Origin of the sequence: Bradyrhizobium sp. 956_D2_N1_4, from assembly GCF_052076025.1 — a bacterium.
GTDB classification, from domain to species: Bacteria; Pseudomonadota; Alphaproteobacteria; order Rhizobiales; family Xanthobacteraceae; genus Bradyrhizobium; species Bradyrhizobium barranii.
Genome location: NZ_CP197237.1, coordinates 894582 through 920858 on the forward strand (window position 1 = coordinate 894582; position 26277 = coordinate 920858).

At 64.9% G+C, this 26277-nt stretch carries 23 protein-coding genes; 12 read left to right on the top strand and 11 right to left on the bottom strand.

Annotated features, from left to right (window positions below; genetic code table 11):
- The first annotated feature begins 10 nt into the window (after positions 1-10).
- The gene (locus AB7535_RS04270) at positions 11-1351 is read left to right on the top strand and encodes a PQQ-dependent sugar dehydrogenase (protein ID WP_063984870.1); all 1341 of its coding nucleotides are present in this window, start codon (positions 11-13) and stop codon (positions 1349-1351) included.
- 46 nt (positions 1352-1397) lie between these two features.
- Here the strand turns inward: AB7535_RS04270 and AB7535_RS04275 are convergent, their stop codons facing one another.
- The 3 genes from AB7535_RS04275 to AB7535_RS04285 are packed head-to-tail and all read right to left on the bottom strand — an operon-like array spanning position 1398 to position 3578.
- A complete protein-coding gene (locus AB7535_RS04275) occupies positions 1398-2198 on the bottom strand; it encodes an SDR family NAD(P)-dependent oxidoreductase (RefSeq protein ID WP_085404507.1) in 801 nt (266 codons plus the stop codon).
- A 1-nt stretch (position 2199) separates the two neighbouring features.
- Entirely contained in the window at positions 2200-2754 is a 555-nt protein-coding gene (locus tag AB7535_RS04280; protein WP_085404506.1) for a carboxymuconolactone decarboxylase family protein, read from the bottom strand.
- A gap of 11 nt (positions 2755-2765) precedes the next feature.
- Positions 2766-3578: an SDR family NAD(P)-dependent oxidoreductase gene (locus tag AB7535_RS04285; protein ID WP_085404505.1), complete on the bottom strand. Its 813-nt coding sequence runs from the start codon at positions 3576-3578 to the stop codon at positions 2766-2768.
- 233 nt (positions 3579-3811) lie between these two features.
- On the opposite strand from AB7535_RS04285, the gene AB7535_RS04290 reads away from it, so the two are divergent.
- The 4 genes from AB7535_RS04290 to cyoD are packed head-to-tail and all read left to right on the top strand — an operon-like array spanning position 3812 to position 7662.
- On the top strand, positions 3812-4645 hold the full coding sequence (locus tag AB7535_RS04290; RefSeq protein ID WP_085404504.1) for a cytochrome ubiquinol oxidase subunit II: 834 nt from the start codon (positions 3812-3814) through the stop codon (positions 4643-4645).
- A complete protein-coding gene (gene cyoB, locus AB7535_RS04295) occupies positions 4635-6635 on the top strand; it encodes a cytochrome o ubiquinol oxidase subunit I (RefSeq protein WP_085404561.1) in 2001 nt (666 codons plus the stop codon). Before AB7535_RS04290 ends, cyoB begins: the two co-directional genes overlap by 11 nt.
- On the top strand, positions 6635-7276 hold the full coding sequence (locus tag AB7535_RS04300; RefSeq protein WP_028150138.1) for a cytochrome (ubi)quinol oxidase subunit III: 642 nt from the start codon (positions 6635-6637) through the stop codon (positions 7274-7276). The genes cyoB and AB7535_RS04300 overlap by 1 nt, the downstream gene beginning before the upstream one ends.
- Positions 7273-7662 (top strand): cytochrome o ubiquinol oxidase subunit IV, encoded by a 390-nt coding sequence (gene cyoD, locus AB7535_RS04305; RefSeq protein WP_028150137.1) that lies wholly within the window; start codon positions 7273-7275, stop codon positions 7660-7662. The genes AB7535_RS04300 and cyoD overlap by 4 nt, the downstream gene beginning before the upstream one ends.
- Positions 7663-7876: 214 nt before the next feature.
- Here cyoD and AB7535_RS04310 read toward each other — a convergent pair whose 3' ends face one another.
- Entirely contained in the window at positions 7877-8665 is a 789-nt protein-coding gene (locus AB7535_RS04310) for a thermonuclease family protein (RefSeq protein ID WP_085404503.1), read from the bottom strand.
- A gap of 201 nt (positions 8666-8866) precedes the next feature.
- On the opposite strand from AB7535_RS04310, the gene AB7535_RS04315 reads away from it, so the two are divergent.
- The 4 genes from AB7535_RS04315 (at position 8867) to AB7535_RS04330 (ending at position 13838) form a co-directional block, all read left to right on the top strand.
- Positions 8867-10465, top strand: a complete 1599-nt coding sequence (locus AB7535_RS04315; protein WP_135215064.1) for a GMC family oxidoreductase — start codon at positions 8867-8869, stop codon at positions 10463-10465.
- 7 nt (positions 10466-10472) lie between these two features.
- Positions 10473-10922: a hypothetical protein gene (locus AB7535_RS04320; RefSeq protein ID WP_135215065.1), complete on the top strand. Its 450-nt coding sequence runs from the start codon at positions 10473-10475 to the stop codon at positions 10920-10922.
- A 106-nt stretch (positions 10923-11028) separates the two neighbouring features.
- Entirely contained in the window at positions 11029-12048 is a 1020-nt protein-coding gene (locus AB7535_RS04325; RefSeq protein WP_071916003.1) for a S1C family serine protease, read from the top strand.
- Positions 12049-12107: 59 nt separating this feature from the next.
- Complete coding sequence (locus tag AB7535_RS04330; RefSeq protein ID WP_085404500.1) at positions 12108-13838, top strand: FAD-dependent oxidoreductase; 1731 nt, start codon at positions 12108-12110, stop codon at positions 13836-13838.
- 323 nt (positions 13839-14161) lie between these two features.
- On the opposite strand, the gene AB7535_RS04335 is transcribed toward AB7535_RS04330, so the two are convergent.
- Positions 14162-17638 carry an indolepyruvate ferredoxin oxidoreductase family protein gene (locus AB7535_RS04335; protein ID WP_085404498.1) on the bottom strand — a complete coding sequence of 1159 codons (3477 nt, stop codon included), beginning with the start codon at positions 17636-17638 and terminating at the stop codon, positions 14162-14164.
- Positions 17639-17802: 164 nt separating this feature from the next.
- On the opposite strand from AB7535_RS04335, the gene AB7535_RS04340 reads away from it, so the two are divergent.
- The 3 genes from AB7535_RS04340 (at position 17803) to AB7535_RS04350 (ending at position 21462) form a co-directional block, all read left to right on the top strand.
- Positions 17803-18756, top strand: a complete 954-nt coding sequence (locus AB7535_RS04340; RefSeq protein ID WP_085404560.1) for a hypothetical protein — start codon at positions 17803-17805, stop codon at positions 18754-18756.
- Between the two features lie 329 nt (positions 18757-19085).
- Positions 19086-19790, top strand: coding sequence for a cysteine hydrolase family protein (locus tag AB7535_RS04345; RefSeq protein WP_085404497.1), 705 nt, complete (start codon positions 19086-19088; stop codon positions 19788-19790).
- A 4-nt stretch (positions 19791-19794) separates the two neighbouring features.
- Positions 19795-21462, top strand: a complete 1668-nt coding sequence (locus AB7535_RS04350; RefSeq protein ID WP_085404496.1) for a regulator — start codon at positions 19795-19797, stop codon at positions 21460-21462.
- Positions 21463-21520: 58 nt separating this feature from the next.
- On the opposite strand, the gene AB7535_RS04355 is transcribed toward AB7535_RS04350, so the two are convergent.
- Genes AB7535_RS04355 through AB7535_RS04380 form a run of 6 tightly spaced genes read right to left on the bottom strand, consistent with a single transcriptional unit; the run spans position 21521 to position 26275 of the window.
- Complete coding sequence (locus AB7535_RS04355; protein WP_094184434.1) at positions 21521-22375, bottom strand: carbohydrate ABC transporter permease; 855 nt, start codon at positions 22373-22375, stop codon at positions 21521-21523.
- Positions 22372-23310, bottom strand: coding sequence for a carbohydrate ABC transporter permease (locus tag AB7535_RS04360; RefSeq protein WP_085404495.1), 939 nt, complete (start codon positions 23308-23310; stop codon positions 22372-22374). The genes AB7535_RS04355 and AB7535_RS04360 overlap by 4 nt, the downstream gene beginning before the upstream one ends.
- Positions 23307-24656, bottom strand: a complete 1350-nt coding sequence (locus tag AB7535_RS04365) for an ABC transporter substrate-binding protein (protein WP_071915996.1) — start codon at positions 24654-24656, stop codon at positions 23307-23309. Before AB7535_RS04365 ends, AB7535_RS04360 begins: the two co-directional genes overlap by 4 nt.
- Positions 24657-24714: 58 nt before the next feature.
- Positions 24715-25494, bottom strand: a complete 780-nt coding sequence (gene soxA / locus AB7535_RS04370; protein ID WP_085404494.1) for a sulfur oxidation c-type cytochrome SoxA — start codon at positions 25492-25494, stop codon at positions 24715-24717.
- Positions 25491-25808, bottom strand: a complete 318-nt coding sequence (gene soxZ / locus AB7535_RS04375; RefSeq protein WP_014497100.1) for a thiosulfate oxidation carrier complex protein SoxZ — start codon at positions 25806-25808, stop codon at positions 25491-25493. The genes soxA and soxZ overlap by 4 nt, the downstream gene beginning before the upstream one ends.
- A complete protein-coding gene (locus AB7535_RS04380; RefSeq protein WP_085404493.1) occupies positions 25808-26275 on the bottom strand; it encodes a SoxY-related AACIE arm protein in 468 nt (155 codons plus the stop codon). The genes soxZ and AB7535_RS04380 overlap by 1 nt, the downstream gene beginning before the upstream one ends.
- Between the last annotated feature and the right edge of the window lie 2 nt (positions 26276-26277).

A 26277-nucleotide genomic window follows, 5' to 3' on the forward strand; every position in this document is an offset into this window, starting at 1 on the left:
GGAAGACGACGTGAAAAGCAGGATTTCGTCCGCAGCAACGGCTGCGGGATTGCTGGTCGCGGTTGCTGCCAGCGCGCAGGCCGAGCCGGTTCTGCAAGGCAAGGACGCCTATGGCGATTGGCAGGCCGACAAGCCCGGCACGGTCAGGTTGATCCGGCCGCAGGACCTCGTCAGGCCCGGCGCGACACGGTCGGTTGCGAGCACCGCGCGTGTGGCGTCGCGACCGCCGGAGGCCACGCCACGTGTGCCGGCGGGTTTCAAGATCGAGCTGTTCGCCGAAGGCTTGCGCGCGCCGCGCATTGTGAGGGTCGCGCCGAACGGCGATGTCTTCGTCGCGGAGACGCGGGCCGACGCCATCCGCGTGCTGCGCGCCGGGGATGGCGGCAAGGCCGCGACCAACGAGGTGTTTGCCAGCGGATTGAGACGGCCGTTCGGCATCGCCTTCTTTCCGAACGGCGACAATCCGCAATGGGTCTATATCGCCAACACCGACAGCGTCGTCCGGTTTCCCTATCAGGCCGGCGATCTCAAGGCGCGCGGCAGGGCGGAGACGATCGTGGCAAGCCTGCCGCAGGACGGCAGCCATTCCACCCGCGACATCGTCTTCACGCCCGACAACAAGCGCATGCTGGTCTCGGTCGGCTCGCTCAGCAACGTCGCCGAGGGCATGGGGACGCCGCCGGGCGGATTGGATGGCTGGTCGAAGACGCAGCCGCTCGGCGCGGCCTGGGCCAGTGAGCTCGAGCGCGCCACCGTGATGGCATTCACGCCTGACGGCAAGGACCGGAAGATTTATGCCACCGGCATCCGCAATTGCGTCGGTCTTGCGATCGAGCCGCAGAGCGGGCTGCCCTGGTGCTCGACCAATGAGCGCGACGGGCTCGGCGACGATCTCGTGCCCGATTACGTCACCAGCGTGAAGGAGGGCGCGTTCTACGGCTGGCCGTGGTTCTATATCGGCGGCAACGAAGATCCGCGCCACGCCGGCGCGCGGCCGGATCTCAAGGACAAGGTGACGGTGCCCGACGTGCTGATCCAGCCGCACTCGGCTTCGCTCGGCATGACTTTCTATCAGGGCACGCAGTTTCCGTCCGACTATCAAGGCGATGCCTTCGCCGCTGAGCACGGCTCCTGGAACCGCTCCAAGCGCACCGGCTACAAGGTGATCCGTATCAGGATGAAGGACGGCAAGCCCACCGGCGAGTACGAGGATTTCGTCACGGGGTTTGTCGTGAGTGACACGGAGGTCTGGGGAAGGCCGGTTGGTGTCGCCGTGGCGAAGGATGGATCGCTGCTGGTGTCGGAGGACGGCAATGGCACCATCTGGCGGGCGACGCGCGCACCGCAGTGACGCTGTTTCCCTCCCCCTCCAGGGGAGGGTAAGCAGCGCGCTCGAATTACCCCCGTCTCACACTCGCGCCACCGTCCACCGGCAGCGTCACGCCCGTGATGAAATTCGCTTCGTCCGACGCCAAAAACAGCGCGGCGTTCGCGACGTCCCAGCCGGTGCCCATCTTCTTGCGCAGCGGCACCTTGCTGTCGCGCTCGGCTTCGACCTCGGCGCGGGTCTTGTGCCACTCGCGGGCGCGGGTGTCGACGGCCATCGGCGTGTTCATCAGGCCGGGCAGGATGACGTTGGCACGGATGCCGTATTCGGCGTTCTGGTAGGCGAGCTGCTCGGTGAAGGCGATCATCGCCGACTTCGTCGCCTTGTAGGCGACGTAAGGATAGGTCGTAATCGCGGCCATCGAGGAGATGTTGATGATGGCGCCGCTTCCTTGCGCGCGCATGATCGGGATCACTTCCTTCGCGGCGAGAATGCAGCTCTTCAGATTGATGGCGACGACACGGTCGAACGCCTCCTCGGTGATTTGAAGCAGCTCGGCATCGCCCCCGGACAGGCTGACGCCGACATTGTTGTGCAGCACGTCGATGCGGCCCCAGCGCGCCTGCGCGTCCACGACCATCGCCTTGATGTCCGCGGATTTGGTCACGTCGGCCTTGAAGGCCGCAGCGGTGCCTTGCTCCGCTGCGATCAGATCGACGGTTTCCTGCGCCGATTCCAGGTGGTGGTCGACGCACAGCACTTTGGCACCCTCGCGCGCGAAGGTCAGCGCGGTGGCGCGGCCGTTGCCCATGCCTTCACCGGGGCTCTGGCCGGCGCCGACGACGATGGCGACCTTGTCCTTCAAGCGCATGTCACTTCACTCCCGGGATCGGGTACTGCTGGAGTACCTCTTTGTAATACGGTTCGTTGTCGATCTTCATGGTGGCGAGCGCCCGCACCACACCACAATAGAAGGCGATGGTGAGTACGAGGTCGACCATGTGCTCGTCGGAGAGATGCTGCCTGATCTCGGCGAAGGTGGCATCCGACATCGCGAGCTGGCGCACCATCTCGCGGGCGCCTTTCAGGATCGCTTTTGCGAGCGGCTCCAGCTTCGACGGCTTGCCCTCGGTCTCCGCCATCAGGCCTGTGATGTCCTCGTCGGTGACGCCAAACTCCTTGCCGATCTTCACATGGTGGGTGAATTCGTATTCCGACTTCTCCATCCAGCCGACCTGGAGGATCGCGAGCTCTCGCAGCCGCGGGTCGAGCTTGCTCTTGAAGCGAATATAGCTGCCGATGCCGTTGAAGGCGCGCGCCATCTCCGGCGAGTTGACCAGCAGCTTGTGCAGGTTCGTGTTGCGCTTGAGCATGTCGCGATATTCGGGCGCGACCTGGTCGGCCTCGAGATAGGGTAGGCGGGCCATCCGTGTTCCTTTCAGTGTTCCTGTGATTCACGTTCCGGCGCTTGCAGCGTCACGCCGCCGTCGACCACCAACACCTGGCCGGTGATGTAGCGTGCAAAGTTGCTGAGCAGGAATTTGACGGCGTGGCCGACATCCCAGCCGGTGCCTTCGGTCTTCAGCAGCGAGGCCCTGGCGCGGTTGGCGCGGGCCCGCTCGCTCATGCCGCGGGCATAGACCATCGGCGTGTACATCGGGCCGGGGCAGATGCAGTTGACGCGGATGTTGTCGCGGCCGTGATCGACAGCCATGGCGCGCGTCAGACCGATGATGGCGGCCTTCGATGTCGTGTAGGTCGTGAGCCCGCGCGGCCGCAGCGCCGAGATCGAGGAGATATTGACGATCGCGCCGCCCTTGGCGGTCTTGATCATCGCGGGGATCGCGTGCTTGGAGAGCAGGAACATCGTCTCGACGTTGACCTGCATGACACGGCGATACTGCTCGGGTGTCTCGTCGACCACGCTGCCACGGCTGCCGATGCCGACATTGTTGTCGAGGAAATCTAGCCGGCCCCAGCGGTCGAGTGTAGCTTCGACCAGTGTCTTGCAATCGGCTTCGCTGGTGACGTCGCCGCCATGCGCCGCTGCCGTGCCACCCTCGTCCCGGATCATCTCCACGGTGCGCTCGGCGAGCTTGAGGTCGCGATCGGCCACCAGCACTTTTGCTCCGGCGCGGGCCAACAGAATTGCTGCAGCGCGGCCGTTACCGATGCCGTCGCCAGCGGCGCCACCGCCGCTGATCAGCGCCACCTTGCCGGCGAGGCCGGCATCGTCCTCGGGGCCCTGCATGTCGTTTCATCCCAATTATTTTCGTGCAGATTAGCAATCGCCCTGACAGGAGAGAAGGCCGATGGTCCCGCGCAGATGTCATTGACATCGCATGGAATTGCATGCCGCCGGGCGGCACGGCGCGCGATTAAGCGGGCATGTCGCGGAACCGTTCTGCCGAGCTTGCGTTTGTTGCGGGGGCTTTTCCGCGCTAGGCTCTCGCCTGGGGTTTCCCAATCGTCAGTGGCTTGCCGATGAATCTGCTCGATCCACAAGGGCCGGTGGCTGTCGCCAACAGCACCATCCTGGTCGATTCCGTCTTCATCATGCTCGTGATCGTGGTGCCGACCATTTTCGCGATTTTGGCCTTTGCGTTCTGGTTTCGCGCGTCCAATCCGAGAGCACGTTACCAGCCTGACTTCGTCTATTCCGGCCGCGTCGAGATGGTGGTGTGGGCGATCCCCGCGCTCACCGTGATCCTGCTCGGCGGCGTCGCCTGGATCGGCTCGCACCAGCTCGATCCCGCCGCGCCCGTGCCGGGCACCGGCAGTCCAGTCCGCATCCAGGCGGTCTCGCTCGACTGGAAATGGCTCTTCATCTATCCGGACCAGCGCATCGCCACCGTCAACACGCTGACGGTGCCGGCCGGTGCCGAGCTGAATTTCCAGCTGACGTCGTCGAGCGTGATGAACGTGTTCTTCATCCCGCAGCTCGGCAGCATGATCTACACCATGAACGGCATGGTGACGAAGCTGAACCTGCGCGCCGACAATGAGGGCAAGTTGCAGGGCCTGTCGGCGCATTTCTCCGGCGACGGCTTTCCCGACATGATGTTCGACGTCAACGTGATCTCGCCGCTCGCCTTCCCAGACTGGGTCGCGACCACGGCGAAGACCGATGCCGTGCTGAACGAGGACAGCTACAAGAAGCTGATGCAGCAGGGCATCGAGAAGAACAGGCTGACCTTTCGCCTGGCGGATCCCCGTCTGTTCGACCTGATCGCAACCCAGCACATTCCGCCAGGGCCCGGCCCGGAGCTGCTCTCCGATGCCGGCAGGCCGCACAGTGGAGGCCACGATGCTCGGTAAGCTCGATTGGTCGGCGATCCCGTTCGACCAGCCGATACCCCTCATTGCGGGTGCCGTGGTGCTGGTCGCGATCCTCGGCGTGCTGATCTGGGTCGTCGTTAAGGGACATCTGCCGTATCTCTGGCACGAGTGGATCACCAGCGTCGACCACAAGCGCATTGGCGTCATGTATATCCTGCTGGCCTCGGTCATGCTGCTGCGCGGCGGCAGCGACGCCATCATGATGCGGCTCCAGCAGGCGGTCGCTTACCAGTCACAAGGCTATCTCCCGCCGGAGCACTACAACCAGATCTTCTCGGCGCACGGCACCATCATGATCTTCTTCACGGCGATGCCGTTCGTGATCGGGCTGATGAACCTGATCGTGCCGCTTCAACTCGGTGTGCGCGACGTTGCTTTCCCAACGCTGAATTCGGTCGGCTTCTGGCTGACAGCGACCGGCGCGCTGCTGGTCAATATCTCGCTCGTGGTCGGCGAGTTCGCGCGCACCGGCTGGCTGGCTTTTCCGCCGCTGTCGGAACTGTCCTATTCGCCGGGCGTCGGCGTCGACTACTACGCCTGGTCTCTCCAGATCTCCGGCGTCGGCACCCTGGTCGCCGGCATCAATCTCGTGACCACCGTGCTGAAGCTGCGCACCAAGGGAATGAACTATCTGCGCATGCCGATGTTCTGCTGGACCACGCTGGCCTCCAACCTGCTCATCGTCGCCGCCTTTCCGATCCTCACCGCCACGCTCGCGATGCTGCTGCTCGACCGTTACCTCGGCTTCCACTTCTTCACCAATGAAGCCGGCGGCAACGTCATGATGTTCATGAACCTGATCTGGGCCTGGGGGCACCCGGAGGTCTATATCCTCGTATTGCCGGCCTTCGGCATCTTCTCCGAGGTGGTGTCGACCTTCTCGGGCAAGGCGCTGTTCGGCTACCGCTCGATGGTGCTCGCGACCATGGCGATCTGCGTCATCTCCTTCATGGTCTGGCTGCACCATTTCTTCACGATGGGCGCTGGCCCCGACGTCAACGCCATCTTCGGCATCGCCAGCATGATCATTGCGATACCGACGGGGGTGAAGATCTACAATTGGCTTTTCACGATGTATGGCGGCCGCATCCGCTTTGCGACGCCGATGCTGTGGGCGGTCGGCTTCATGGTCACCTTCATCATCGGCGGATTGACGGGCGTGCTGGTCGCGGTGCCCCCGGCCGACTTCATGCTCCACAACAGCATGTTCCTGGTGGCGCACTTCCATAACGTCATCATCGGCGGCGTGCTGTTCGGCGCCTTCGCCGGCTTCGAATACTGGTTCCCGAAGGCGTTCGGCTTTCGTCTCGACGAGCGCTGGGGCAAGGCCGCGTTCTGGTTCACGTTCCTCGGCTTCTACGTCACCTTCATTCCGCTCTATATCGCCGGCATGCTCGGCATGACCCGGCGCATGCAGCACTACGACGTCGCGGCCTGGCGGCCATGGATGTTCGTGGCGGCCGCCGGCATGGCGGTGCTGACGATCGGCGTGATCTGCCAGATCGTGCAGCTCGTGGTCAGCATCCGCAACCGCGAGGCCCTGCGCGACCGCACCGGCGATCCCTGGGACGGGCGCTCGCTGGAATGGGCGACCTCGTCGCCGCCGCCCGTGTTCAACTTCGCCTTCTATCCGGATGTGCGCGGCGAGGATGCTTATTGGGATCAGAAGGCCCATGCCAAGCAGCAGCAGCTCGAGCATGATCGGCCGGAGTATCAGGATATCGAGATGCCCAGGAATTCACCGACCGGTTTCATCTGCGCGTTCTTCGCCACCATCATGGGCTTCGCGCTGATCTGGCACATCTGGTGGATGGTGATCCTGGGCGGCATCGGCGCATTCGCGACCTTCGTCGTGTTCGCCTGGCGCGATCATGACGAATACGTCATTCCGGCCGACGAGGTCGCAGCGATCGATCGTATCAATCTCGAGGAACGGCGCAGCCTCGTCAGCATGGCGGGAGCGCTCTGATGTCGATGACGGCGACAGCCGGCCGCGCGCATGCCGACCCCCACCACATCGGGCTCGTCGTCGAGCATCCAGGCCCGGCATCGAAGCGCATCGTGACCGCCTACGGCTTCTGGGTCTTCCTGCTCTCCGATATCGTAATGTTCTCCTGCTTCTTCGCGGCCTATGCGGTGCTGTCCGGCCAGACCGCGGGTGGCCCCAGCGGCTCGGAGATCTTCGAGCAGCGCAACGTCGCGATCGAGACGGTCTGCCTGCTGCTGTCGAGCTTCACCTGCGGCATGGCCAGCATTGCCGCCGACGTGCGCAACCGGTTCTGGTTCTATCTCGGCATGACCGTGACCTGCGTGCTCGGACTGATCTTTCTCACCATCGAGTTCCGCGAGTTCGCCGACCTCGTTGCACGCGGCTATGGCCCGTCGCGCAGTGCGTTCCTGACGTCGTTCTTCTCGCTGGTGGGCTGCCACGGCCTGCACGTCTCGGCCGGCATATTGTGGCTGCTCACCATGATGGCCCAGGTCTTTGCAAAAGGCTTTCGCGCCGACGTCCTGCGCCGGATGATGTGCTTTGCGCTGTTCTGGCATGCGCTCGACATCGTCTGGGTCGGGGTCTTCTCCGTCGTCTACCTGCTTGGGAGTGCCGTATGAGCGATCAGACGCATGTGCGGACCGGACACGATCTCGCACCGGGCGAGGAAGAGCAACACAGCGTCGGCGAGCGGGTGCTCGGCTACGTCGTTGGTCTCGGCCTCGCGCTGCTGCTCACGGCAACGTCATTCTTCATCGCCGGAACCGACCTGGTCTGGCAGCCATCCATCCCCGTCGCTCTGATCGTGCTGGCGATCGCGCAGATGGGCGTGCACCTCGTGTTCTTCCTGCACATCACGACGGGGCCTGACAACACCAACAACGTGCTGGCGCTCGCCTTCGGCCTTCTGGTCGTCTTCCTGGTCGTCGGCGGCACCGTCTGGATCATGGGGCATCTCAATGCGAACATGCCGCCGATGGACCAGATCATGCCGATGCGGAAATAGGGCGCACAAGAAAGAAGAGCCGCTTGTTGTGACAAGCGGCCCAAGTCTAGGGAGGAAACGCCCGAGCAAAGCAATCGGACCGAAGCCGGATTGCTGCCAAGGAACGCTCGCGCAAAGCGCTTGCGTACATATTAGATGTAGCAACCACCGAGAGAGTTCAATTCCGGATCAATACTGTCTCCGGCTACCGCTCACATGCTCGTGACGGGCTTCCTCATTTCGGTCGGCGGCAATTGTAGGCCTTGCGGAAGCCGGCGGCCTGCGCGTCGTCCTCCGAGCAGAACCAGCGGTCCGGCTTGGTGGTCGCGGGATAGCTCGGGCAGCCCCTTAAGTGATAGATGCCGATATTGCCGGTGACGCGTGCGCGCACGGCGAGCTTGCCCTTGATGCTGCAACTCGGCGGCATGGTCAGCTCCTCCGGAAACAGCGCCGCGCGGATTTCCTTGTCGCGGTCGGCGCGGCAGGCGGCGCCGAGCAGCGCGCCGTCCTTCTTGCCCATGCGGAATTCTTGCGGTGCAACAAAGCAGCCCTTCCAGATGCCGGCTGACGCGGTTTTGGCATCGGCCGCGGCAGCCTTGACGTTCGCCTTGATCGGCTCGCGGGCGATGGCATAGCCAAGCTTGACCAGCTGCTCGTTCAACGAGACCTTGTCGCCCTCGGCGGTGCAGATCGCCCGGTGCCGTTTGCCGAAGCTCTTTTCCGGCCCGACATCGTCACAGCGCACGCTGCGTTTGTTGATCAGCTTCGCCAGCTGGTCGCGGGCCTCGATGCCGCAGGTCCAGGGATCGGCGTGATCGTCGATGCAGACCTGGTCCAATTCGGGCGCGTCGACGCCGTCGAGGCGGTAGGTGACGTCGCCGAGCTGGATCGAATTGGCGTCCCGGACGGTCGCGGCCGCCGTCAGCGCGGAGGCCGGCCCGGACGAGGCCAGAAACCCGGACAGAGCGAGACACGAAACAAGCGCGAAGGCGCGGGCGGCGGCAAATGAATTCCTAAAGGACATAACGTCTCGCTATCGATTGCTCTGGCGCCTCGTTCCTAGCATCCGGAAGTCGCGATACCAATGGTCTGCGCCCTGCGAAGTGCGACATTCGCGTGCCAGCCTTTACTGACCGGCCGGTCTGCCCCTATCGTTCGGCACGATCAAAAACCTGCGTAGACCGGATCGCCCTTGAAGCGGCGAGGGCGGGAGGAAGAAAGTTCGATGAAAGACCCCGTGGACGTCCTGATCATCGGCGCCGGCGCTTCAGGCGCCGCGATCGCGTGGTCGCTGGCCGAGACCAAGATGCACATTCTCTGCCTGGAGCAGGGCGGCTGGATGAACCCAGCGGAATATCCCAGCACGGGCCGCGACTGGGAGGCCAAGTTCTACGGGGAGTGGTCGTCGAGCCCGAATGTCCGCGGCCGGCCCGAGGACTATCCGATCAACGACGACAATTCGCCGATCAAGGTCGTCAACTACAACGCGGTCGGCGGCTCGACGGTGATGTACACCGCGCACTGGCCGCGGCTGCATCCCTCCGATTTCAAGGTCAAGACGCTCGACGGCGTCGCCGATGACTGGCCGATCGACTACGACGCGCTGACGCCGTTCTTCGAAGAGAACGATCGCATCATGGGCACGTCAGGCTTGTCGGGCGATCCGCTGTCGCCGCTGACGCATCCGCCGATGCCGCAGCAGCCGATGGGATTGTCCGGCGCCATCATCGGCAAGGCCATGAACACGCTCGGCTGGCACTGGTGGCCGTCGGACACGACGGTCGCGACCACAGACTATGAGGGCCGCGCGCGCTGCATCAATCTCGGCCATTGCACGCCGGCCTGCGCCCAAGGTGCAAAATCCTCGACCGACATTACCTATTGGCCGCACGCGATCCGCGCCGGCGTCGAGCTTCGCACGCATTGCCGGGTGCGCGAGATCACCACCGACGAGAACGGCATGGCCTCGGGCGTGGTCTATTATGACAAGGACGGCGTCGAGCAGTTCCAGCCGGCGCATGTCGTCATCATCGCCTGCAACGGCGTCGGCACGCCCCGGCTGCTGCTCAACTCGGCATCCAACCGCTTCCCGCACGGTCTTGCCAATTCGTCGGGCCTCGTCGGCAAGAACCTGATGTTCCATCCCTATGCGCAGATCTACGGCTATGTGAAGGAGCCGACCGACAGCAACCGCGCGCCGCCGACCTGCCTGTGGAGCAAGGAATGGTATGACACCGACCTGTCGCGCGGTTTCGTACGCGGCTACGGCGTCCAGTTCGTGCGCGGGGCAGGGCCCGTGTTCGAGGCTGTCGTGAGCGAGCAGAGGGGCATTTTACCGTGGGGCGCGGATCATCACCGCGTCTTCCGCAAGCTCAATGGCCATCGGCTGGGATTCTCCGCGATCTGCGAGGACCTGCCGGAGGAGCACAATCGCGTCACGCTCGATCCTGTCCTGAAGGACAGCCACGGCATTCCCGCGCCGAGGATCGACTACACCATCAGCGAGAACAGCCGGAAGATGATGGAGCATGCGCTCGCGCGCGGCCGCGAGGTTCTGGAAATGGCGGGGGCGACCGACATCTGCGTCAACTCGCCGATCCCGTGGGGCGGCTGGCATCTGCTCGGCACCGTGCGGATGGGCACCGACCCCGAACGCTCCGTCGTCAACGAATGGGGCCGCACGCACGACGTGAAAAATCTCTTCATCGTCGACGGCAGCATCTTCGTCACCTCGGGCGGCGTCAATCCGACGTCCACCATCCAGGCCCTCGCGCTCTACATCGCCGACCAGATGAAGCAGCGCCTCGCAAACTTGTTCGACTGAGGCCGCCATGTCCGCAGACAATCAACTCACCCGCGCCCAACGCGATGACCTCCGTACCATCGCTGCGATGATCGTTCCCGCCAGCGACGAGTACAAGGTGCCCGGCGCCGACGACCCCGCGATCCAGGCCGATATTCTGACGACGCTGGGCCGCGACACCAAATTGGTGGCGGCGGCGCTGGACCATCTGGCCCGGCTCGCAGGGCAACCGTTCGCCGAGCTCGATGCCGCCAGGCGCGATGCGGTGGCGCAGGAGTTCCGCAGCTCCGGCGGCGGCGCCGCCGCAACGCTCGTCCGCGTCGTCCTGCAATGCTATTACCGCGACGACCGGGTGCTGCGCTCGCTCGGGATCGAGCTGCGCGCGCCGTTCCCCAAGGGTTACGTGCTCCCGGACGGCGACTGGTCGCTGCTCGACCCGGTTAAGGCGAGGGCGGGCACGCTGCGGCGCGCGCCCTAGCCACCTTGGTAGGTCAAGTCCTGACAGCCCAGCCTTGCGCCCCAGGCGGGTCCCTTGCGCTGGCAGGAACAGGCCACCATTTGTGTGAGCCTCAAGGACTCTTGCCATGCTGGATTTTACCTCAGACATCGTCGATGACGCCGCGTCATCGCGAGCGACAGCGTCTGCCCCGGTCGATGACCGAGCCCTGCTGGACGCCTATTCCAACGCCGTGATCGACGTGACCGACCGTGTCGGTCCCGCCGTCGTGCGCGTCGAGACCGGGCCAAAGGTGCCGAACGGTCGCGAGCGCGGCGGGCTCGGCTCCGGCATCGTGATCTCGCCGGACGGGCTCGTGCTCACCAACAGCCACGTGGTCGGTTCCTCCAGGGAGATCCGGCTGCGGGACGTCGAGGGTAACGTCGGTGAGGCCCGCGTACTCGGCGTCGATCCCGACACCGATCTGGCGCTGCTCCGCGCCAACGGCGTGCGCGACTTGCCCTATGCCGCGCTCGGCAACTCCAAGACCCTGCGCCGCGGCCAGCTCGTGATCGCGATCGGCAATCCGCTCGGCTTCGAATCGACCGTGACCGCCGGCGTGGTCTCGGCGCTGGGGCGCTCGATCCGCTCGGTGAGCGGGCGCACCATCGAGGACGTGATCCAGACCGATGCTGCGCTCAACCCCGGCAATTCCGGCGGTCCGCTGGTGTCGTCGAATGCCGAGGTGATCGGCATCAACACGGCCATCATCAACGGCGCGCAAGGCATCTGTTTCGCGGTCGCCAGCAACACCGCGCAGTTCGTGTTGTCGGAGATCATCCGCCACGGCTATGTCCGCCGCGCCTTTATCGGCGTCGCCGGGCAGACTGCACCGGTCCCGCGGCGGCACGCGGTACTGGCCGGCGTCGACAACAAGATGGGCGCGCTCTTGATGCAGATCGAGCCGGACGGACCGGCGGCGAAGGCGGGCCTGTTGCCCGGCGACGTCGTCATCAAGCTCGATGGTGTCGATATCAACGGCGTCGACGATCTGATCCGCGTGCTCGACCGCGACCGGATCGGCCGGCGGCTCGCCATGGACGTGCTGCGGCTCGGCCGCTTGCGGGCGATCGATATCGACCCGATCGAGCGCAAGCCGGCGCGCTAGCGTTGGTGCCTCCGGGCGAGGTATGACGGTGTCATGCCTCGTTCCCGGACCCTTGCCGCATGATGCCTGCGCATGAGATCTACGATGTCATTGTCGTCGGCGCCGGCGCCGGGGGCATGACGGCCGCGGCGGTGGCCGCCGCTGAAGGCTTGCGCGTGCTGGTGATCGAGAAGACGGCGTTCGTCGGCGGCACCACCGCCTGGTGCGACGGCATGGTTTGGATCCCCGCCAATCCCAAGATGAAGGATGTAGGGCTGTCCGACAGCATCACGGACGCGGTCCGGTATCTGTCGAGCACGGTGCCGGAGCCTGCCAATGCCGGCTTGCGCGCCGCCTTCCTCGCGCGCGGGCCGGAGGCGGTCGCCTATCTCGAAGCCAACACGGAAGTGCGCCTCCAGCCGGTGAAAGCCTGTCCGGACTGTTATCCGGAGCGACTGGGCGCGACATCAGGCGGGCGCGTGCTGGAGCCGGTCGCGTTCGACGGCACCCGGCTCGGCGCGCCTTTCGCGCGGCTGCGCGCGCCGCTGCCGGAGTTCACGCTGTTCGGCGGGATGATGGTCAACCGCCTCGACGTCCCGCATCTGCGGCGGGCCGGAAAATCGTTGCGTTCGACCCTGCGCGCGGCGCGGCTCGTTTCGGAATACGCGTTGCAGCGGCTGCGCAATCGGCGCGGCACGACGCTGCATCTCGGCAACGCGCTCGCGGCGCGGCTCTATGCCTCGCTGCTGGCGCGGCAGGTCGAGATTCTCTTCTGCGCCGATGTCGAGGACCTGTCGATGCAGGGCGATCGCGTCGGCGGCGTTGTCATCCGCCACGGCTCCCGTGACCGCCTGATCGCCGCGCGTCGCGGCGTGGTGGTTGCGACCGGCGGCTTTTCGCACGACGCTGTGTTGCGCAAACGCTTCTTCCCGGCCGCGGCTGGTTTCGTCTCGGCGGCCAGCACCGCTGGCACTGGCGACGGGCTCCGGCTTGCGGCCACGGCCGGTGCCGCGCTCAACACGGAGGCGACGAGTCCGGCCTATTGGGTGCCGGCCTCGCTGTTCCGTCGCGACGATGGCAGCCGAGGCGTTTTTCCGCATACGGTGACCGACCGCGCCAAGCCCGGCGTGATCGCCATCAACGCGGCCGGCCGTCGCTTCGTCAACGAGGCGCTGTCCCACCATGAGTTCGTGCTGGCGATGTTGCGCGACTGCAATGGCGAGCCGGACCGGCCGTTTTATCTCGTCTGCGACCGTCAGTTCCTGTGGAGCTACGGCCTCGGTCACATCAAGCCGTTTACGCTCAACCTCCGGCGCTATGTGGCGGGCGGCGAGTTGCTCAAGGCTCCCGACATCGCGCAGCTCGCGGCGAAGATCGGCGTCAATCCGTCCGTGCTCACGGCGACGATCGCAGGTTACAACGTTGATGCGAAGCAGGGCCGCGATCCCGAATTCGGTCGCGGCAGCACCATCTATCAGCGCCACCTCGGCGATGCCACCCACAAGCCCAATCCCTGTGTCGCACCGATCCTCCGCGCGCCGTTCTTCGCGATGCGTATCTATCCGGCCGATCTCGGCACGGCCATCGGCATGAAGGTGGATGCCCAGGCGCGCGTGCTGCGCGAGGACGGCACGCCGGTTGCGGGTCTGTACGCCTGCGGCAACGACATGGGGTCGATCATGAATGGGAATTATCCGGGACCGGGGATCACGCTCGGGCCGGCGCTGACGTTCGGGTATATCGCGGGGCGGCATCTGGCGGAGGGGAGTGTTGTGACGGCGACGTCTGCGGTTGCAGGGACTCCCGTCTAGCCATCTCCACCGCTGTCATTCCCCGCGACCCGGCTACGCCAAGGCTTCGCCGGGGTTGAGGTCCAGGGGCGCCGAAGCTTTAGCGTAGGCGGCAAGCGGGGAATCCAGTACGCCGCGGCCCATCCGTTCAATCACAGCCGCCTCGGAGTACTGGATCGCCCGGTCAAGCCGGGCGATGACGCTGAGTGTGTGGCGAGCTCGTCCCACAATCTCCGTCATTGCGAGCGCAGCGAAGCAATCCAGGCTGCCTCCGCGGAGGGACTCTGGATTGCTTCGTCGCTTCGCTCCTCGCAATGACGTGGAGAGAGTTTGCGTCCTAACCGCTACTCCGCCGCCGCCGCAAAGCGGCTGTTCTCCAGCTCGGCTTCCAGCCGGGCTGTCTCGGCCGCTGCGAGCTTGATGTTGGCTTCCTTGACGTGGCCGAAGCCGCGGATCGTCTCGGGCACGCGGGCGAGCCGCGCCAGCAGCGGGATCTGCTCCGCCTTCAGCCCGGCCATCCGCTGGTCGATCATGCCGAGATAATCCGCGACCAGCTTACGTTCGGTCCGGCGCTCCTCGGTGCGGCCGAACGGGTCGAACGCGCCGCCCCGCAGGAACTTCAGCTTGGCGAGAACGCGGAAGGCGTGGACCATCCAGCCGCCGAATTCCTTCTTCTGAAGGTGCCCGGTCGTCTTGTCGCGCTGCGCGAAGATCGGCGGGGCGAGGTGGTATTTCAGCGTGAAGTCGCCATCGAACTTCTCCGACACCTTCTTGGCAAAGCTGCCGTCGGTGTAGAGCCGCGCCACCTCGTACTCGTCCTTGTAGGCCATCAGCTTGAACAGGTTTTTCGCGACCGCCTCGGTCAACTCGGTGGAGGCGGGCGAGACTGTGCTCTCCGCCTTGCGCACCTTGGCGACGGCCGCGAGGTAACGGTCGGCGTAGGCAGTGTCCTGATAGCCGGTCAGAAACTCCGCGCGGGTCGCGATCACGTCGTCGAGCGACTTCGTCGGCGCGGAAGCGCGGCTCTTGAACTGCAGTACGCTGCGCACGCGCGACATGTCGTGGGCGGCCAGCCGTCCCCATGTGAAGGCGAGCTTGTTCATCTCGATCGCCGCGCCGTTGATCTCGATGGCGCGGAGGAGAGCCTCCAGCGACAGTGGGATCGCGCCCTTCTGGAAGGCGAAGCCGAGCATGAAGGGATTGGTCGCGATCGAGTCGCCCATCAGGGCTGAGGCAATGCCTGTCGCGTCGATGATGTCGAGGTTCGTGTCGCCGACGGCGTCACGCAGCACGGTCTGCATCGTGCCCATCTCGAAGTCGAGATCGGGGTTTTGCACGAAGCTCGCAGTCGGCTGCAGGTCGGCGTTGATGTAGGCCTTGGTCACGCCGCGCTCGGCGCGGCTGAGCGCGGAGGGACCTGCCGAGACGATCATGTCGCAGCCGAGGATGACGTCGGCGCCGCCGGTGGTGATGCGGACCGCGGAGATATCCTCCGGCCTCCGCGCGATGCGGACATGGCTCATCACCGCGCCGTTCTTCTGCGACAGGCCGGTGAAGTCGAGCGCCGAGCAGCCGCGGCCGTCGACATGGGCGGCCATGCCGAGCAGCGCGCCGATGGTGATGACGCCGGTGCCGCCGATGCCGGTGACGAGGATGTTGTACGGCGCCTCGAGCTCGCGGGCAGGAGGCAGCGGCAGGTCGGCGAACAACTGTCCGGAATCGACCGCCGACGTCTTCAACCGCTTCAGGCTGCCGCCATGCACGGTGACAAAGCTCGGGCAGAAACCTTCGACGCAGGAAAAGTCCTTGTTGCAGTTCGACTGGTCGATCTGTCGCTTGCGGCCGAACTCGGTCTCCAGCGGCTGCACCGAGACGCAGTTGGAGGCCTGCGAGCAATCGCCGCAGCCTTCGCAGACGAGCTCGTTGATGAAGGCACGCTTGGCGGGATCGGGATAGAGCCCGCGCTTGCGGCGGCGGCGCTTTTCGGCGGCGCAGGTCTGGTCGTAGATCACGACCGTGAGGCCCTTGATGTCACGCAGCTCGCGCTGCACGGCGTCGAGCTCGCGGCGGTGATGGATGGTCGCCCCCTGCGGGAAGTAGTTGCCTTCCGGATACTTCGTCGGATCGTCCGATACGATCGCGAGTCGCTTGACCCCCTCGGCCCAGACCTGGTGCGCAATCTGCGCGACGTTGAAGGCGCCTTCGGCCGGCTGGCCGCCGGTCATCGCGACGGCGTCGTTGTAGAGGATCTTGTAGGTGATGTTGATGCCCGCGGCCGATGCCGCGCGAAGGGCGAGAAGTCCGGAATGGGTGTAGGTGCCGTCGCCGAGATTCTGAAAAATGTGCTTCTCGGTGGTGAAGGGCGACTGGCCGATCCAGTTCACGCCCTCGGCACCCATATGCGAGATTAGATCGGTGCGGCGGGTCGGCATGCTCAGGGCCATGCCGTGGCAGCCGATGCCGGCCATGGCACGGCTGCCCTCGGGCACGCGCGTCGAGGAGTTGTGCGGGCAGCCCGAGCAGAAGAACGGCGTGCGCGCGAGCTTGATCTGCGTGCTTGATGTGACGGGATTGTCGAAGGCCTCGAGCCGGGCGAGGCGTTGCTCCAGCACCGGGCTGTGATGCCCGAGCTTGCGCAAGCGTGCCACCAGCGCCCCTGCGACAATGGTCGGCGTCAGCTCGCCCTCGCTCGGCAACAGCGGTGCTCCGCGCTCGTCGCGCTTGCCGGTGACGGTCGGGCGCCTGGACGCAGCGATATTGTAGAGGGTGCGCATCAGCTGGTCTTCGATGAAGCCGCGCTTCTCCTCGACCACGAGCACGTCCTGAAGACCTTCGGCGAAGCGCCTGGCGCCGCTTTCCTCCAGCGGCCAGGTCAGTGCGACCTTGTAGATGCGCAGGCCGAGGTCCTGCGCGTCCTTGTCGGTGATGCCCAAATCGGCCAGCGCCTGGCGCAGATCGAGATAGGCCTTGCCGGTCGCGAGAATGCCGAGCCGTGCCGGCTTGGAATCGAGCACGATGCGGTCGAGCTGGTTGGCGCGGGCAAAGGCTTGCACGGCGGCCATCTTCGGGCCGAACAGACGTCGCTCGGCCTCCAGCGGCGGATCGGGCCAGCGGATGTTGAGGCCGCCAGGCGGCATCTCGAAATCGTCTGGAAGTACGATCTTGATACGCTCAGGATCGCTGTCAATCGAGGCCGAACTCTCGACGGTCTCGCTGATCGCCTTGAAGCCGACCCAGCAGCCGGAGAAGCGCGACAGCGCAAAACCATAGAGGCCGAGGTCGAGATAATCCTGGAGCGTCGCCGGATTGATCACGGGGATCAGCGCCGCCGCGAACACCTGCTCGCTCTGATGCGCCAGCGTCGAGGACTGGCAGCCATGGTCGTCGCCGGCAAGCGCGAGCACGCCGCCATTGAGCGAGGTGCCGGCCGCATTCGCATGTTTGAGCGCGTCGACCGAGCGGTCGACGCCGGGGCCCTTGCCGTACCAGATGCCGAACACGCCATCGACCTTGGCGCCGGGGAACAGGCCGACCTGCTGGCTGCCCCAGACGGCGGTCGCAGCCAGGTCCTCGTTCAGGCCGGGGACGAAGGCGATGTCGTGCTGCTGGAGGTGCGACTTCGCGCGCCACAGCGCGTGGTCGTACATGCCGAGCGGGGAACCGCGATAGCCCGAGATGAAACCGCCTGTGTTGAGCCCCTGGAGCCGGTCGCGTTCGCGCTGCAACATGGGCAACCGAACCAGTGCCTGCGTGCCGGACAGGAAGATCCGCTTCGATTCGAGCCGGTATTTGTCGTCCAGCTCGACCTGCATCAGCGTCATTTCAGGAGTCCTCGTCTCTCGTTCGGCGTGGGGGTTTGCGCTGCGGGAGGGATAGCGGCGGCGCGACGCGAATTGTGACAGTCAAGAGCATGGGCCGGCGAAGTCAATACGGCTAGCCGCATCCGTGGCGCTCCTGCTAGTCATGGCTGCCTGTGGAGGACACCATGGCTGCAAACGCATTCGACACCGAGATTACAGAGACGGCCGAGGCGCTGATCGGGCCGTGGCGCCAGCCGCGCCAGATGCTGCACGCGCAAGTCTATGACGCGCACGCCTCGATCCACGACGATGCCACCGCGCAGAAGCTCGGCTTCAAGGGCGGCACCATCGAAGGCCCGACGCATTTCAGCCAGTTCGCCCCGCTCGGCGCGCGGCTGTGGGGGCAGGCCTGGTTCGAGAGCGGTTGCCTGTCCGCGCATTACCGCAACGCCTGCTTCGAAGGCGAGGAGGTGCAGGCGATGCTATCGAAGCCGCTGCCCGGCACGAGCCAGTGCCAGATCCAGATGGTCAAGCGCGACGGCACCGAGGTGCTGCGGGGCACGGCCTCGGTCGGCGAACCGCATGCGGCGACCGCGCTCGAGGCGCGCCTCACCGAGCTCAAGCCGCTCGCCGATCCCGTGATCCTGCGCGATGTGAAGGTGGCGCAGACGAGCAAACGGCAGGCGGTGCGGATGGCGTTCGACCAGAACATGGGCGACCTCTATCCGTTCTCCCTCAGGCAAAAGCTCGCCGTCATCACCGAGAACTCGCCGTGTTATTCCGGCGCCGACAATCCTTGGGGCAGAGCGATCATCCCGATGGAGATGCTGAGCGTGTTGTTCCAGTACCGCTCCAAGGACGACCCGCTGCCGGCCAAGGGGCCGGCGGTCGGCCTGTTCGCGGATCAGGAGATCAGGCTGATCAAGGGGCCGCTCTTCGTCGACGAAGAGTACGAAATCGAGCGTGAGGTTGTCGCACTCTCCGGCAGCCGCCGCACCGAGAGTGCCTGGATTAAAACGCGCGTGTTCGGCAAGACGGGCGCGGTGGTGGCCACCATGCTGCTCAACATGGCGACGCTGAAGGATTCGTATGCGCCGTATGAGATGGAGTATCGGCAGCTGTACGGCACGGGGCGGTAGCGCTACGGCCTCCGCCGTCATTCCGGGGCGCGCGCAGCGCGAACCCGGAATCCACTTTCCTCGCGTACTGCGGCCCGATGGATTCCGGGCTCGACGCTGTCGCGTCGCCACGGAATGACGGCGAGCGAGTCCGTCGCCGCCCGCTCATCCTTTAAGCAACTGCACGTCGCAAAGCCGTCGCACAGGGAATAAGCAGGCGCCGATCGCCGGCGTAACCTTCTGAGTACGCAGCAAATTCTCTCGCGGCCTGTGCCCCACCGCTATTGTACACAATGGCACGGCGTTTGCAGAACTCCTGGCAAAGAGAGTTCTCGCGGGGGCCTTGAGTCATGTTGAGCTCGACCAAGCCGACACTGGGCGTCATCAGCGCCGAGCCCGAGCCGATCAGGCTCGACTGGCCTGCCACCGCGCTTCTCATCATCGACATGCAGCGGGATTTCATGGAGCCGGGCGGCTTCGGCGAGACGTTGGGCAACGATGTCAGCCAGCTCGCGCGCGCGGTAAAGCCGATCGGCGCGGTGCTGAAGGCGGCACGTGACACCGGCATGCTGGTGATCCACACGCGCGAGGGGCATCTGCCTGATCTGTCCGACGCGCCGCCCGCAAAAGTCGAGCGCGGCGCCCCGTCCTTGCGCATCGGCGATCCCGGCCCGATGGGGCGCATTCTCATTCGCGGCGAGGCCGGCCACGACATCATTCCCGAGCTTTATCCGCTCGACAGCGAAGTCGTGATCGACAAACCCGGCAAGGGTGCGTTCTACGCCACCGAGCTCACGGACGTGCTGGAGAAATACGGCATTGAGAACTTGCTCGTCTGCGGCGTCACCACGGAAGTGTGCGTCAACACCACCGTGCGAGAGGCCAATGACCGCGGCTATCGCTGCGTCGTCATCTCCGACGGCTGCGCATCCTACTTCCCCGAATTTCACGAGATGGGCCTGAAGATGATCAAGGCCCAAGGCGGCATCTTCGGCTGGGTCGCGGACTCAGCCGCAGTCTTGGAGGCAATGAAGACTTCGACCACACAGGGGTAGCATCATGAGCACATTGACGGGGACGGCCGGCAAATCTGATCTGAGCAAGTCCGAGTTCAAGCCGGCACTATGGACATCGGGCGACTGGAACGCGTTCTTCGGCTTCGGCACCAACATCCTCGTCAACATGCTGGTGCTCACGGGCCTGCTGCGCTTCGTTTTGAAGATGCCTGATAGTCTCGTGTTCGGCCGCATCCTGCCCGCGCTCGGGCTGATGATGTGCCTCTCCACCTTCTACTATGCGTATCTCGCCTATCGGCTGGCGCAGAAGACGGGCCGCAACGATGTCTGCGCACTGCCCTCGGGCGTCAGCGTACCGCACATGTTCATCGTCACCTTCGTGATCATGCTGCCGATCACGATCAAGACCGGTGATCCGCTCAAGGGCTGGTCGGCTGGCCTCGTCTGGGTGTTCTTCCAGAGCTTTATCCTGATGATCGGGGGCTTCATCGCGCCGTTCATCCGCAAGATCACGCCGCGCGCGGCGTTGCTCGGCACGCTCGCCGGCGTCTCCGTCACCTTCATCTCGATGCGTCCGGCGTTAGAGATGTACATGACGCCGCAGATTGGTCTCGTCTGCTTCGCCATCATCCTGGTGAGCTGGTTCGGCGGCGTGAAATACTGGCGCGGCATTCCCGCGGGCCTCGTCGCGATCGCGGTCGGCATGGTCATCGCCTGGGGCTCAAACCTGTTCGGCCTCGGTCTCGGTGGGCTGAGCGTCAAGGGAGTCGGCGACGCTTTCGCGAACTTCGGCTTCTCGGTGCCGATCCCGGCGGTGGGCTACGTCTTCTCGGGCTTCGAATTCCTCGGCATCATCCTGGTTACCGCCATTCCCTTCGGCATCTACGACCTCGTCGAGGCCATGGACAATGTCGAGAGCGCGGAAGCGGCGGGCGACGAATATCCGACCACGCGGGTGCTCACCGCCGACGGCGTCGTCAGCCTGATCGGCTGCCTGATGGGCAACCCCTTCATCAACGCCGTCTATATCGGTCATCCCGGCTGGAAGGCGATGGGCGGCCGCATCGGCTATTCGGCTGCGACCGGCATCATGGTGGTGGTGCTGGCCTGGTTCGGCATCATCTCGGTGCTGCTGGCACTCGTGCCCGTCGTCGCGATCTCGCCGATCCTGCTCTATATCGGCATGCTGATCGGTGCGCAGGCGTTCCAGACCACGCCGGTCAAGCACGCGCCCGCGATCGTGCTGGCGCTGACGCCGCATCTTGCCGCCTGGGCCAAGCTCCAGATCGACACGATGCTCGGCTCGACCATGATGGCGGCGACCTCTGTCGGCGGTCTCGCCGCCGACAAGGCCGACGCGGTCAAGGCCGCGGCGATTGCCGCGCTGCCGCAGCAGGGCGTGTTCTATCACGGCTTGGAGGTGATGGGCGGCGGTTCCATCCTCGGCGGCCTCATCCTCGGTGCGATCGGTGTCTTCATCATCGAGCGCGACTTCGAGAAGGCCTCGGCCTTCGCGCTGGTCGGTGCCGTGCTCACCTACTTCGGCTTCATGCATGGCGAAGCCGTCGGTATCGGCGGCGGCTTCGGCGTCACGCCCGCGGTGGCGTTCGCCTACGCGGTGATGGCGGCGGGACTGTTCGCGGCCAGCAGGCTCGGCGCCACCGAGCATTATGCCACCCATCCGGAGATGCACGCCGCGCCGGCGGAGTAGGCATCGGAAAACATGAAACGCAGCCGGGCGATGTCGTGTCGCCCGGCTGCTTCATTTGCTACCCGCCCTTGACCGCGCCCGCGGTCAGCCCGGCCACGATCTGCCGCTGGGCGAACACTGTGAGCAGCAGCACCGGGAGGGTGACGATCAGCGCGGCGGCGGCGAGCGGGCCCCAGCTCAACTGGTCGAACGAGATCATGTTGTAGACGGCGACGGGCAGGGTGCGCGTCTCGCGTCCGGCCAGCACGATGCCGAACACAAAATTGTTCCAGGAGAAGATCACGGCGAGGATGAAGGCGACCGCGATCCCGGGCTTGGCGATCGGCAGGGCGACGTGCCGAAAGACCTGCCACCGCGTGGCGCCGTCGATCAGCGCGGCTTCCTCCAGCTCCAGCGGCGTGGTCTCGAAATAGCCGATCATGATCCAGATCACGATCGGCACCGTCACGACGAGATGGATGATGATCTGCGGCACCAGCGTGCCGAGCAATCCGAGCCACTGGAACAGCAGGAACAGCGGGATCAAATAGGACAGGCCGGGCGTGATGCGCGCGATCAGGATCACGATCGCGGATTTGTGCGCGGCCATGCGCGCGATGCCGTAGCCGGCGGGAACGCCGACGAGCAGGGCCAGCGTGGTCGCGCCGCCGGTGACGATCAGGCTGTTGACGAAATAGGTCAGGAAGCGGTTGGAAGCGAGCACGTCGGCATAGTTCTTCCAGGCGATGCGATCGGGGAAGAACACCGGCGGGTAGGCGGCATTGTCGACCTCGAACTTGAGCGATAGCGACGCCATCCAGAGGAAGAACAGGATCGCCGGCGACACGATGACGAACACCGACAGCCACAGACCGATCCTGCCAATGACCTGACGTAGGTTGATTCGACTTGGGTTGACTTGACTTGGGCTCATGCGCCGCTCGCAATTTCGGTCCACAGCATGCGCTGGCGGGCATAGAGCATCACGGCCGCGAGGGCGACGATGAGGAGGAAGAACACCACCGCGATCGCCGAGCCGTAGCCGAGGTCGTAATAGGTGAAGGCGACGCTGTAGAGATAGATGTTGATCGTCTCCGACGCCGAGCCCGGTCCTCCCTGCGTGATCGCGAAGATGATGTCGAAACTCTTCACGGCGTCGATCATGCGGATCATGCCGGCGATGAACAGGAACGGCATGATCAACGGCAGGGTGATGAAGCGGAACACCTGCCAGAAGCTGGCGCCGTCGATCTGCGCGCTTTCATAAGGCTCGGTCGGGATGGCGGCGAGGCCGCCGAGCACGATCAGCATGACCAGCGGCGTCCATTGCCAGGTCTCGACCAGCACGAGCGAGGGAATGACGGTCGCGGGGTGGAAGACCCAGAGCTGCGCAGGTATCCCGACCAGCGACAAGAGGTAGTTCAGCACGCCGAGCTGCGGGTGGAACATCATGGTCCAGACCAGCGCGATCGCGACGGGGGTCGCCATCATCGGCATGATGAAGATACCGCGCAGAAAGCCGCGGCCGGCGAATTTCTGGTGAAACACGACGGCCGCGAACGTGCCGAGGATCAGCGGCAGCAGCACCGACAGCAAAGTGTAGACCATGGTGTGGCCCACCGCCTCGATGAAGCGGGGATCGCTCGTCAGCCGCAGATAGTTGGAGAACCCGACGAAGGTGGTCGGTGAGCCGACCTTCCACTCGTTCAGGCTCATCCAGATCGTGAAGACCCACGGGAAGATGATGATCGCGAGCACGACGACCAGCGCCGGCACCACGAACGGCCAGTAGGACGGCGGCCGCAATTCCTTCTCCGGCGCGGCATCGGACCGTGCCGCGGCCGGAGTCGATTGTGTCAACGCACTCACGCTTTTTCGCTGCGCTCCAGGATCGGCCGGTACTGATCGTGAGCCTTCTTCAACTCGGTCGCGGGATCGGCGCCCGATAGTGTCGAGGTGAGGGCCGCGCCGACGAGATCGCGGAATTCGGCGACCGGGATCACGACGGGAAGGCCGAGCTTGCTGATCTTGGCGGAATCGATCACCGACTGCAGCCACTCCTTGGGCATCTTCACGCCGTTCTGGACCTCGGGATCGCCGAGGATCGAGTTGCGGAACGGGACGCCGCCGCCGGCCTGCAACAGCCGCGCGCCCTGCTGCTTCGAGACCGCCCACTGGCAGAGCAGATAGGCGGCTTCCTTGTTCTTGCTCGCCGCGGCAATGCCGATGCCGTCGCCATAGGTGGCCGAATATTGCCCCTTCGGTCCGGCCGGCACGACGGTGTAGCCGACCTTGCCGACGACGCGCGAGGCGGCGGGGTCCTCCAGTGGCGGCGCCCAGCCGACGCCGTCGATCCACATCGCCGAACGTCCTTGCGTGAACGAGGCCATCGACTCCATCCAGTTGAAGCCGGCGACGCCTGGCGGGGCGACCTTCGTGAGGAGCGTCTGGTAGAGCTTGGTCGCGGCTACGGCCTCTGGACCGTCGGTCAGGATGTTGCCCTTGGCGTCGAGGAATTCGCCGCCATAGTTGAGGAAGAAGTTGGTCCACAACGTCATGTTGGCGTTGCGCAGGCCCCGTCCGACAAAACCGTAGGTGCCTTCCTTGGTGTCGGTCAGTTTTTCGGCGGCCGCGACCATCTCGTCGAGGGTCTTGGGGACGGCGACGCCCTTCTTCTGGAACAGCTCCTTGTTGTAGTAGAGGATGAAGTAATCGACCGACCAGGGCAGCGACAGCATCTGGCCCTTGTCGTTCTTGGCGTATTGCAGGCCGGCGGCCGAGAAATCGCTCTCGACGAGATCGGGTGCCGTCAGCGTCGGATCCTTCATGAAGGGCGTCAGGTCGGCGAGCCAGCCCCCCTTTTCGAACTGCCGCTTCTGGACGTGATAGCTGAGATGGACGACGTCGAAGCTCGGCCGGCCCGAGGTCAGCTCGATCACCACTTTCTGGCGCTGCTGCTGCTCCGGGATCTGTTCGGATTCCACCTGGATGCCGGTGAGCTCGGTGAACTCCTTGATGTTTTTTTGCAGGTTGTCGCCGCGCGGACCCTTGGCGAGGATCACCTCCAGCTTGGTCCCGGCGTATTTCTTCCAGTTGACCTCGGCGCGTGCCGGTAGTCCGGTCAGGCTGAGCGCGCCAGCCGCGGCGGTCCCCGTCAACAGCGTGCGGCGCGAGATGTTATGGTTGGCCACGTCAAATCCCTCCCTCTGATTCATTTTCTTTGGGAGGGATACTAACGGCCGTGCCACGCCTGCCTAGTCCTAATCTGGGGACTCAGGGACGCACGGCAGGCGTCTCCATCGGCAGGCCGCGCGCCCGCGACATCAGGTAGAGTTCAAGCGCGACCAGCTCGGGCGCGCCGTAATCATAGGCCTGGGCGCGTACGCCGGTCATGCAACTGCGCAACCTTCGCTCGATCGACCCCAGCGTCTGCCACTCCAGGCGGTAGAGCGGATAGCCGGTCGGCTGCCCTTGCGTGATCGGCGCGCCCGCAAGACGCTTGTCGAAATTGTCGTCGTGGCAATTGGTGCAGGCGAGGTTGAGCTGGCCCTCGCGCCGCATGAAGAGGTCGCGGCCCTGCGCCACGAAAGGCTTCAGTTCCGGATCATCGCCAGCCGTGATCGCGACGCCACGGGACTGGTGTGCGACGAAGGCGGACAGCGCCAGGAGGTCGCGGCTCTCGTAGGGCAGCGCCGGCGCCTGCTGATGATTGGCACGGCAGAGGTTGATGCGCTGGTCGAGGGTGACGGGGCGCGCCAGCGCCTTGTCGAAGGCCGGATAGCGCGCCGCGATACCCTTCATGCTGGTCGTTGCATCGCCATGGCAGTCCGCACAGGCCTTGTCGGCGCTGCCGGCCTTCTTCGCCCAGAGCGCCTCGCCGTCGAGCACGAAAAGCATGCCCGGATTGGACGTGTCGTCATCCTGCATCGCGCGCGTGTCCGGCCCCATGAACGAATAGCCGGAGCGGCGCGCGTCCGGCGGAATTTCGCCGGCGAGCAGGGCAGGGGCCGCGGCCAACAATGTTGCCGCCGCTATCGCGCGCCAAAAGATCATTCGACCGTGATCGAGGCCGATGCGGTCGACGAATAGCCGTTGTCGCCGATCCATTCGAATTCGAACTTGCCGCTCTCCTTCGCGACCGTGAAGAAGGAGAGGTATGGGTTGGCCGCGATCGCCGGAAACAGGTCGGCGCGGAAAACTTCGGTGCCATTGTAGCGGCACGTAAAACTCGTGATGATGTCGCGCGGCACCAGCGCGCCGTCCGCGGTGTGGCGGAAGCCGGTCTCCATGATGTGCGAGGTCAGCGTGCGGATCTCGATGACATCGCCGCGTTTGGCCTTTGCCGGAACGTTGATGAGCGCGGCCATCAGTTCATCTCCTCGGTACAGGCGGCCAGCGTCACGACGATGTCGGCGGCGACCTGCCAGAACGTGTCATCGGACATGCGTGCGATTGCCACCACCTTCTGGGTGTCGGCCAGCCGCATGCGGGTCGAGACCTGGGCGCGGCCGGAGGAGGGGTTGAGATAGAAATTACCGATGTTCGGCTGCGGGTTCTTCTCGTTGAAGACGTGGATGCTCTTGACGTAATCGGTCGCCGTCATCGGGCTTGCGACGCTCACCGTCACCGGCACGGTGTTGCCGTTCTCGACCAGCGGCGGAATGTCGAGCTTGACTTTGCCGGTGTGAATCTGGGCTTCGCCGACGACGTTGCGGATCGCGGTGCTGAGCATCGCCGGCGTCGCTTCCAGCGGTCGCAACGTGACGATCGGGATCGTCCCGGCGACCGTCGCGCCGCCTGCAATACTCAGGAATTGTCGTCGCGTGGTTGGCATGA